Genomic DNA, 9,135 nt, shown 5'->3' on the forward strand with positions numbered 1-9,135 from the left:
GCCAGACGCATCGAGTGCCCGCCGCCCTTGCATCCGCCACATGCCCATCCAGCCCTCCCTGAACCGCCGGTGACATACACCGCAACCTGCGCATCCGGTATTCTGCTGGGCGCTCGCCGGGGCAAGCGATCCTGAGCTCACTCAGGTCCCGCCCCTTTCGTTTTCCAAGGAAGGCCCATGACACCCGACTCGACCCTCTACCAGATCGAGCAACAGCGCATCCGTTTCAGACGCCTGAACCTGCACCAGCAAGCCCCCGGACCCAGCATGCCGCAGCGTGGCAACTGGGGCCTGGCGTTGTCCGGGGGCGGCATCCGCAGCGCCACCTTCTGCCTCGGCGTTCTGCAAGCCATGGCCCGGGCGCCGGCACCGGCGACGGCCTCCACGGCCCCACTCCAGCCCGCGCCTGAAACCGCCACCGAGCACAGTCTGCTGTCACGCATCGACTACCTGTCCACGGTCAGTGGCGGCGGCTATATCGGCAGCTTCTTCTCCAGCCTGTTCCTTCCCGGACGCCTGCGCGAGCCCGATCCCCAGGACCCGGTGGGCCAGGCCGCCCGCGATGCCTACCAGGCGCTGCGCTTCGAGCCGCCGGGACGTATCAGCACCGGCGTCGACTACGCCCAGCAGCCCGTGGGCCAGGGCCCGGGTGCCTGGCTGCGGGAAAACGGTCGCTACCTGACGCCCACCGGCTCCGGCGACATGCTCTATGCCCTGGCCATGACCTGGCGCAACTGGCTGTCGCTGCACGCCATGATCGGCATGCCGATCCTGTTGATGCTCAGCCTGCTGACCCTGTTCCAGGTGCTGAGTCAGGCCAGCCTGCTGCTGTGGCCGCTGATGGCCGCCCTGCTGTTCGCCCTGCCCTGCGCCGTGGCGTACTGGCTGGTGATCCCCCAAGGCGATCTGGACCAGCCGCCAAACCTTGGCAACCCGGCCTTGCGCTTCATGCTGGCGATCGTCACCGGCCTGTGGATCGGCGGCGCCCTGGCCTATGACGTGGCCCAATGGCAGGTGGTGGGCACCCTGGCCCTTGGGGCCGCCCTGGTCGGCAGCAACGCGCTGCTGATCACCCATCGGCTGGTCCGCCGGCTGGCGGATCACCGAGACCCGGCCAAGGACAGCACCTGCAACAACTGCGTGCGCAACTACCGGGTGCAGATCACCCGCGCCCTGGGGCGAGCCATGGCGGCAGTGGCCATTCTGGCTTTCCTGGCCCTGCTGGTGACCGGTGCCGAAGCCTTGTATCGCTACCTGCTGGACTATCAGGCCCTGGCCACGCCCCTGCTGCTGGCGCTGCTGATGTGGCTGGTGCGCCGCCTGGTGCTGCTCAAGGATGAAAAGCCGCTGCCCGGCTGGATGCGCAAACTGCCCCTGGATGTCCTGGCGCTGGTTGCCGGATGCCTGCTGATGAGCCTGCTGTGCCTGTGCTGGGCGCTGCTGGTGCAGTGGGTCGCCCATGACGCTGGCGCCATCAGCTACAGCGCTGCCGCTGCCTGGCGCCTGCTGGCCCTGAGCCTGGTGACCGCCTTGCTGGTCTGCGTCAGCGGGCGCTTCATCGGCTTTCTCAACACCTCGTCGCTCCAGGCCTTCTACAGCGCCCGGCTGACCCGCGCCTACCTCGGCGCGTCCAATGGCCGGCGCTTCAACGGCCCGCCACAGCAGCGCCGCACCTACCTCAGCGTGGCCGAGCCGATGTCCAGCGACGACCTGTCGCTGCAGCAGTACTACGCCACCCCCAGTGCCGGGCCGGTGCACCTGATCAACGTCACCATGAACCTGACGGTGGACCCCGCCGAGCAACTGGTGCAGCGCGACCGCAAGGGCAAGCCTTTGTGCATCGCGCCGAACTGGGCCCCCTCAACCGAAGGCAGCGTCGCCAGCGACGGTCCGGCGGAACGCTACACCCTCGATGGCAAGCCCTACCGCCGTGACCTGAGCCAGGGCCCGGCCTCGGAAATCATGAGCCCCCTGAGCCTGGGCCAGTGGATCGGCGTCTCCGGCGCCGCCTTCAGCACCGGCCTGGGGCGAGCCAACAGCCTGGGCATGTCGCTGATCCTGGGGCTGGCCAACATACGCCTGGGCATCTGGTGGCCCAGCCACTTCCTCGATCCCGGGCAACAGCACTGGAAGCCCCGTGACCTGAAGCCCTGGACCTACTTCGGCACCCAGGCCTACCTGTTCTATGAGCTGACCTCGCGGTTTCATGGACATCGACGCGACTACCAGTACCTGTCCGACGGCGGGCATTTCGAAAACACCGCCACCTACGAGTTGCTGCGTGAGGGGCGCGGCGTGGAACTGATCGTCACCTGCGACAGCGGCTGCGACCCGGATTACCAGTTCGACGACCTGGCCAATCTGGTGCGCCTGGCGCGCATCGACCAGGCCCTGGAAATCCGCGAAGACCCGGGGGTACTGGCCCATCCCCAACTCAAGGGGCTGTTCGGCAGTCTGGAAGAGTTTCGCCAGCCACCGGGCGCCGACAGTCACAAGTGCGCCTTGCTGCTGAACGTCTACGCCCATAGCCCCGACACCCAGGCGGACATCGCGGCCACGCCCCACTGCCGGATCCTGGTGCTCAAGCCGCGGCTGATCGCCGGGCTGACAGCGGACGTCGTCAACTACGCCCGGGCCAACCCGGGCTTTCCCAACCAGAGCACGGTGGATCAGTTCTTCGACGAGGCGCAGTTCGAGAGTTATCGCCAGCTGGGGCTGCATATCGGCCAGCAGCTGTTTGGCCGCAGTGGCCAGTCCAACGAAATGGCCGAGGCCTTGTGGCGCTACCTGGATGATCCGCAGCCTTGAGGAAGGGCCAGCGGATCAACCTGAACCTCAGCGCGGCTGGTGCACCTTGACCGCTTCCAGCCACTGCGCCTCCAGGCGCTCCTGCTGCGGGTCGATGCCCTGCTCGGCCAGCAACGCCAGATGGCGCTCCACTTCACCCAGCATCTGTCCGTGGGCACTGGAGTTGGCGTCCAGCTGATGCATCTGGGTCAACCCCAGGTGATAGAAACGCAGCAGCTTGAGGGCCGCCGGATCGCCCGCCGCCACCCCGGCGGTGACCTGATGCATGACATTGGTCACCCGCATCAGGCTGCGCTTGAGGCGCCAGCCATAGACCGCCGAGGCCATCCACGGCTGGGTCCAGAACACCGTGCGCAACAGCACGGCGCTGATCACCAGCCCGGTGAACACGCCGCCGGCATTCCACACCAGGTTATCGCCGCCGGGCTGGCCGAACACCGCCACCGCAGCGCTGGAAAACAGCATGGCCAGGGCGATGAACACCAGGGCGATGATCAGGGTGCTGCGGCGGGTTTGCCGGCGATAGAGTTCAGGGTCCTGCGGGGTGATGACGAACATGGGGGCGATGGGCTCCGGAAGCAGTAGGGAATTGAGCAGGCGGGCATTATCACCGCTGGGACCGGGAGCGGTGGCTTAAATCGTCGGCGCAGGGCAGAAATACTGCATAACCCTGATCCAGGTCGCGGTATTGCGCCCTCCCCCGCCTCAACGCCGACGCCCACGCAATGAACGCCTCAGGCGGCGCCAGCCCAGCACCACACCGCTGACGCTGATCAGCAAGCCTGCGGCGCTGAACAGGATCATCCACAGGTCCCACAAGGGGCGGTTGGCCAGCAGCGGCAGCCAGTCCCAGCTGTGCAGCAGGCCGAACAGCCAGCGCGAGGCGCGGCGCGGCTGGTCCAGTTGCCCGACGATGGCGCCGGTGTGCAGGTCCAGGTGCAGCCAGGTCTGGGCCGGGTCGTCGAAGCGCACCCGCAGCACCGGCAGGCGCTGCTGCAAGTGGCCCATCATGCTGTGGGGCTCGCGGGCGTAGTAATAGAAATCGTAGGCAGCCAATTGCTGGACAACCATCGGCCGCTCGGGGCGAATGGCCCAGGCCGCCTGGCGCAAGGTGTCGGGGTTGAACTGGCGCAGCACCTGCTGATCGTCCATGGCCAGAATCCGCGTGCGTCCGGCACCGTCGTAGCCGATCACATAACCCTTGCCGCCGATCATCCGCCACTCCAGCTCCCGGGCCTGCAGGCCGTCATCGGCAAAGCGCTGCAGGGCCTGGGCCGCGCTCAGGGGAAAGGCCGCAGCGTGCAGCGGTGTGCCTTGATAGGCCGCCACCGACAGGGGCTGGGAGCTGCTGAAGATTTTCCACGGGTTCATCGACATCAGGCCGCTGAAGATCCAGGTAATCAGCAGCACGCCGAACAGCATGCCGCCCACATGATGCCAGCGGGCAAAGCCCTGGTACGGCGAGTGCGAACCATTGCGATAGGTGCGTTTGAAGCGCCAGCGCAGCACGCCCACCGCCAGGCCGAGCACGGCCATCAGGGTCGCGGCCAGGGACAGGTAAGTGACGATCGGCCCCCAGGCGCCATCGATGCCGATGCCCCGCAGCGGGTACAGCCAGTGCAGCCAGGCACCAATCCAGTTCCAGCCACGCTCGGTGGCCGTGGCATCGCGCACCACCTCGCCCGTCGTGCCGGAGACATACAGCAGACGTCGTTCGGCATCGGCGGTGGCCACCCGCAGCAAGGGTCGGTCGGCGTCCAGGGCCCGGGATTGACTCCACATGTCGCCATTCACTGTCCCGCGATCACGCACCGCCACACCGGGGGCAAACTGCCGGGCCGCGGCCAGGGCCTCGACCCGGTCAGTGGGCAGCGCTTGCAGGCCGCTATCGGCCTCGATCGCTACCTTGCGCGGTCCTGGGTATTCGAGGATATAGCGCGGGGCGCCGGCCACCGTGGTCAAGCGAATGCTTGACGGCGCCAGTTCGGGATCGGCAGCGTGCAGCACCTGCTTCAGGTCAATGGGTGCATCGCCCAGTTGCAACACAGGCAAGCGTGACCAGTGTTCGGCGGGGGTCAGTTTGGGGTAGCCGACATACAGCATCACCACCCCGGAGATAAACCACAGGGCCATGAACAGGCAGGCAACAATGCCCAGCCAGCGGTGCCAGAGGTACAGGTAACGCTTCATCACAGGCTGCTCGCAAATGCGCGGGGCGCCATCGGGCGCCCCGCTGTCTCAGGTTAAAAGCGCGTTTGCAGCGCCAGCTCGAAGGTCCGCGGCGCCCCCAGGTACAGCTGGGTTTGCCCCGTGGTGCGGGCGTAGACCTGATCGGTCAGGTTGCGCACCCGGCCGGTGATCCGCGTATCGGCATTGAGCTGGTAGCCGACAAAGGCGCCGAAGATCGTGTAGGCCGGCGCATAGCGGGTGTTGGCCGCATTGGCATACATCGACGACACGTAGCGCGCATCGCCGCCCACCTGCCAGGACGGGGCAATGTCGTAGCTCAGCCACAGGTTGCCTACCTTGTCCGGGGTATTGGTGGGGCTGTTGCCCTTGCGCGACACCGGCCGGCCGCCGACGTTTTCATAGAACTCGTCGTACTGGGCGTCGACATAAGCGAAGTTGCCTTCGGCCAACAGCTTGGGCGTGACCCGCAACGAGCCCGCCAGCTCCACCCCGCGGGACGATTGCTGGCCCACCGGCTGGCTGCTGCCGGGGTTGCTCGGATCGGCGGTGGACAGGTTCTTGCGCTCGATGCGGTAGGCGGCCAGGGTCGCCGAACCACGGCCGTCGAGGAAATCGAACTTGCTGCCGATCTCCCACTGATTGCCGGTACTGAGGTCGAAGTCGCGCACCTGACCGTAGCTGGCGGTGGTCAGGATGCCTGCCGGTGGATCGGCAGCGGTGCTGTATTGCACGTAGACGTTGGCCGCCGGGGTCAACTCATAGACCAGCCCCAGGCGCCCGGTGGTGGGCCGGTATTTACGCTGGAAGAACGCCGGATTCGCCTCGGTGACGGCGCGGTAATTGGTCACTTGCAGGTCGATCTGATCGTGGCGCAGGCCGCTGAGCAGGGACAGGCGATCGGTCAGTTGCAGGCGGTTTTCCAGGAACAGGGCCCAGGTATCCACCTGGTTGCGGCGGTTCTTCTCGAAGCCGCGCTGCATGCCCGGCAGGTCCCAGAAGCTGCCCGGATCGAAAGCGTCCGGATCGACCCCAGGCAGCGAGCCCGACACCGAGCGCGGGTAGTTGCTCATCACGTTGTGGCTGTAATCGATACCCGCCGACCACTGGCTGTCGAGGCCGAACAGACTGTTGTGATGCAGCAGTTCGAAACGGTTGCCGTTGAGTTCCTGGGCGTGGCGCTGGAGCAGGATGCCAGAGCGCACCACCTGGCTGTTGTCACTGTTGTAGGCGTAGTTTTCCAGGTTGCGGTATTCGCGATCGGCGTTGTAGTGGTACAGGGTGTTGCGCACGGAAGTGCGGTCATTGACCTGATAGTCGATGATCGAACGCAGCCATTGCACCCGCTGTTCATAACGACCATCGCTGACGTTGTAGTTCTCGAAGCGCCGGCTCTTGTCCACCTCCATCTTGCCCCCCAGCGGGCTCAACGCCGGCGTGCCCCAGTAAGGGCTGTCGACGCTTTCGTTCTGGTACTCGTAGGCCAGGGTGTGGGACAGCTGGTCGTTGAAATCCGTCAACAGGGAAAACGCCGTGGTCCAGGCATCGCGCTGCTCGCGGTCGACATAACCGTTGCTGGTGGTGTGGCTGACATCGAAACGCGCGTAGTGGCGCGGCCCGGCGCCGTCGTTCAGCGCATGGTTGAAACCCAAGGAGGTTTCTCGGCTGTCGAAGGAGCCATAGCTGACCCGCCCTTCATTGAACGACTCGGTGCGCGAAGGCAGCTTGGTGATGTAGTTGATGGAACCGCCCACCGCGCCAGTGCCGTAGAGAAAGCTCGACGGCCCGCCGACCGCCTCGACCCGGTCGTAGATCCAGCTGTCCACGGGACGGGCGGCGATGGAGTCGTATTGCACGCTGATGCCGTTGAACAACTGAGTGATCTGCGGCCCGGAGAAACCGCGATAGGAAACGAAACCCGGAATGCCCGGCGATGACGCCGCGTTCATCCCCGGCACGCTGGCCAGTATGTCCTGGGTGTTGGCGGCGCCGCGCTGCTCGATCTGCTGGCGGTTGACCACATTGACCGACGCCGGGGTTTCCCGCGGGGTCAGGCCCAGGCGCGAGCCGGTGGTGGTCTGGGTATCCAGTTGCAGACCAGTGGCTTGCACTTCATCGGCGCTGATGCGCGTCTGCGGCAATTGCAGCGTGCCCTCGGCCAGGGCATTGAACGACAGGGCACAGCACAGCGCCGCACAACTGGGGGAGCGATACAGGAACTTCATGGACTCGGACTCGAAAAAAATCATCAAACACCCCGGCCGCCGTCGCCATCGCGACCGCAGACTTAAGTACCGGGAGATGAAAAACACGCGACGCCAGGGCAATCGCGAAGCAGCGCTAGGCGCTCAGTGGGGGAGCCCGAGGATTGAGTGACGGCCAGGAGTAACGCGGCGGCGCCTTGCTGCCCCGCTCGACCTTGACCCGCGCCGAGTGCCGTACCAGCAGCAGCCAGGCCAGACAGAACAGCAGCCCCAGGCCCAGGCTCACCGCCGAGCACAGGGGGCAGACAAAAGCCCCCATGGTGCTGGGGCCAGTCTTGTCGCTGGAGCTGTCATCCAGAGTTGATGCAGATTCGCCCAGGGCGTGACAGAACTGCCCACCCACGCCGGTGATTTCCAGTGCAGCCATCTGTCCATGACCCAGACCGCAGACGAACACGTTGAACAGCACGCAGAAATACAGCGTCCAGGCAATGTGAGGGCGATGTGCGGAAGAATGGGTCATGGCGGCAAGGTTAACAGTGAAAAACGCACTGGAAAATCACCTATGCATGGCGAGCAAAACTCATGGGGCCGCCTGCGGTGAGGTTGTGGCGAGCTTTATAGCCGACTCGCGAAGAGCGAAGGATCGGACCAGAACTAAAGTCGCCAGGTGAGCCCGTGCCTGGGCGGAACAATGCTGCCCGTGCCCATGATGGCTTTTAGCCTTGATGCGCAAGAAGTTGCGCACTCGAATGTGAGTAAGCCTGTGGGCACATCGCTGTAAGCATGACGGTCAGGGCTCTACAGAGGAGTGCGCAAGAAGTTGCGCAGTACTGCGCAACTTCTTGCGCACTTTCTATAGGAATTCAGGCTGGAAACAGCCTGTTGAACCTTGGATTTCCATCAAGTAATTGATTGGCAAGGGGTATTGGCAGGTTGGCATGACTCTTGAGATGTCCCTGGAGCCCGGCGGCCATTCAGGCCTCCGGTTTTCCGTATGTCCAAGCAAGGAGAGCAACAATGGCAACCCCAGCGTACATGTCCGTCACCGGGACCAAACAAGGTCTGATCACCGCCGGTGCCTTCACCGCTGACTCCGTTGGCAACACCTACCAGGAAGGTCACGAAGATCAGGTCATGGTCCAGGGCTTCAGTCATGAAGTGATCATCCCCCGCGATCCGCAGTCCGGTCAGCCCACCGGCCAGCGGGTACACAAACCGGTGAAGATCACCAAGGTCTTCGACAAGGCTTCACCGCTGCTGCTCGCGGCCCTGACCTCCGGTGAGCGTCTGAGCAAGATCGAAATCCAGTGGTTCCGCACCTCCGCCGCCGGCACCCAGGAGCATTACTTCACCACCACCCTGGAAGACGCGATCATCGTCGACATCAAGGACTACATGCACAACTGCCAGGACCCGTCGAACGCGCACTTCACCCACCTGGAGGACGTCGAGTTCACCTACCGCAAGATCACCTGGACCCATGAAGTGTCGGGCACTTCGGGCTCCGATGACTGGCGTACCCCGGTCGCCGGCTAAACCCAGCAACACCTTGCCACCCCATCGGTCAGCCGCACCGACCGATGGGCTTTGCGCTCCCAGGCACGCCTGAGGAGGCACACCGGTCATCCGTTGGATAGGACGAGTCTCGGGAAAACCGAGCACCGACTGCACACTCCCTGATCGCTCGTGCTGTCAGGGGGGATGAGCACTTCACGAAGTGGAGATGGGTGTCATGCGTCAAAGGGATTTGCAGTTCACGTTTTCCGTGCTGACCGCACAGGTGGCGTTCGAGGTCGTCGAGTTCATCCTGGAAGAAGCCTTGTCCGAGCCTTTTCGCCTGACGCTCGAACTGGCCAGCGACAACGGTGCCATCGACTTCGGCCAGATCCTCGACCAGCCGGCCTTGCTGACGATCTGGCAAGGCGGCCTGCAG

7 protein-coding genes are annotated in these 9,135 nt (G+C 64.7%); 3 read left to right on the forward strand and 4 right to left on the reverse strand.

The window, feature by feature from the left end:
- Window positions 1–177: 177 nt before the first annotated feature.
- Window positions 178–2,808: a hypothetical protein gene (locus tag J5M73_RS29550; protein WP_102864604.1), complete on the forward strand. Its 2,631-nt coding sequence runs from the start codon at window positions 178–180 to the stop codon at window positions 2,806–2,808.
- 27 nt (window positions 2,809–2,835) lie between these two features.
- Here the strand turns inward: J5M73_RS29550 and J5M73_RS29555 are convergent, their stop codons facing one another.
- The 4 genes from J5M73_RS29555 to J5M73_RS29570 form a co-directional block, all read right to left on the reverse strand.
- Entirely contained in the window at window positions 2,836–3,366 is a 531-nt protein-coding gene (locus tag J5M73_RS29555) for a DUF3087 domain-containing protein (protein WP_102864603.1), read from the reverse strand.
- A 147-nt stretch (window positions 3,367–3,513) separates the two neighbouring features.
- Entirely contained in the window at window positions 3,514–4,998 is a 1,485-nt protein-coding gene (locus J5M73_RS29560; RefSeq protein WP_102864602.1) for a PepSY-associated TM helix domain-containing protein, read from the reverse strand.
- 53 nt (window positions 4,999–5,051) lie between these two features.
- Window positions 5,052–7,220, reverse strand: a complete 2,169-nt coding sequence (locus J5M73_RS29565; RefSeq protein WP_102864961.1) for a TonB-dependent receptor — start codon at window positions 7,218–7,220, stop codon at window positions 5,052–5,054.
- A 115-nt stretch (window positions 7,221–7,335) separates the two neighbouring features.
- Window positions 7,336–7,722 carry a DUF2946 domain-containing protein gene (locus J5M73_RS29570; RefSeq protein ID WP_102864601.1) on the reverse strand — a complete coding sequence of 129 codons (387 nt, stop codon included), beginning with the start codon at window positions 7,720–7,722 and terminating at the stop codon, window positions 7,336–7,338.
- Window positions 7,723–8,219: 497 nt separating this feature from the next.
- Between J5M73_RS29570 and J5M73_RS29575 the strand changes: the two genes are divergently transcribed.
- Both J5M73_RS29575 and J5M73_RS29580 read left to right on the forward strand, forming a co-directional pair.
- Window positions 8,220–8,738, forward strand: a complete 519-nt coding sequence (locus J5M73_RS29575) for an Hcp family type VI secretion system effector (protein WP_025129830.1) — start codon at window positions 8,220–8,222, stop codon at window positions 8,736–8,738.
- A gap of 196 nt (window positions 8,739–8,934) precedes the next feature.
- Window positions 8,935–9,135 (forward strand): hypothetical protein (locus tag J5M73_RS29580; RefSeq protein WP_207816795.1); only part of this gene is annotated, 201 nt, incomplete at its 3' end.

It is taken from the genome of Pseudomonas sp. 50_B (assembly GCF_017491625.1).
GTDB classification, from domain to species: domain Bacteria; phylum Pseudomonadota; class Gammaproteobacteria; order Pseudomonadales; family Pseudomonadaceae; genus Aquipseudomonas; species Aquipseudomonas danubii.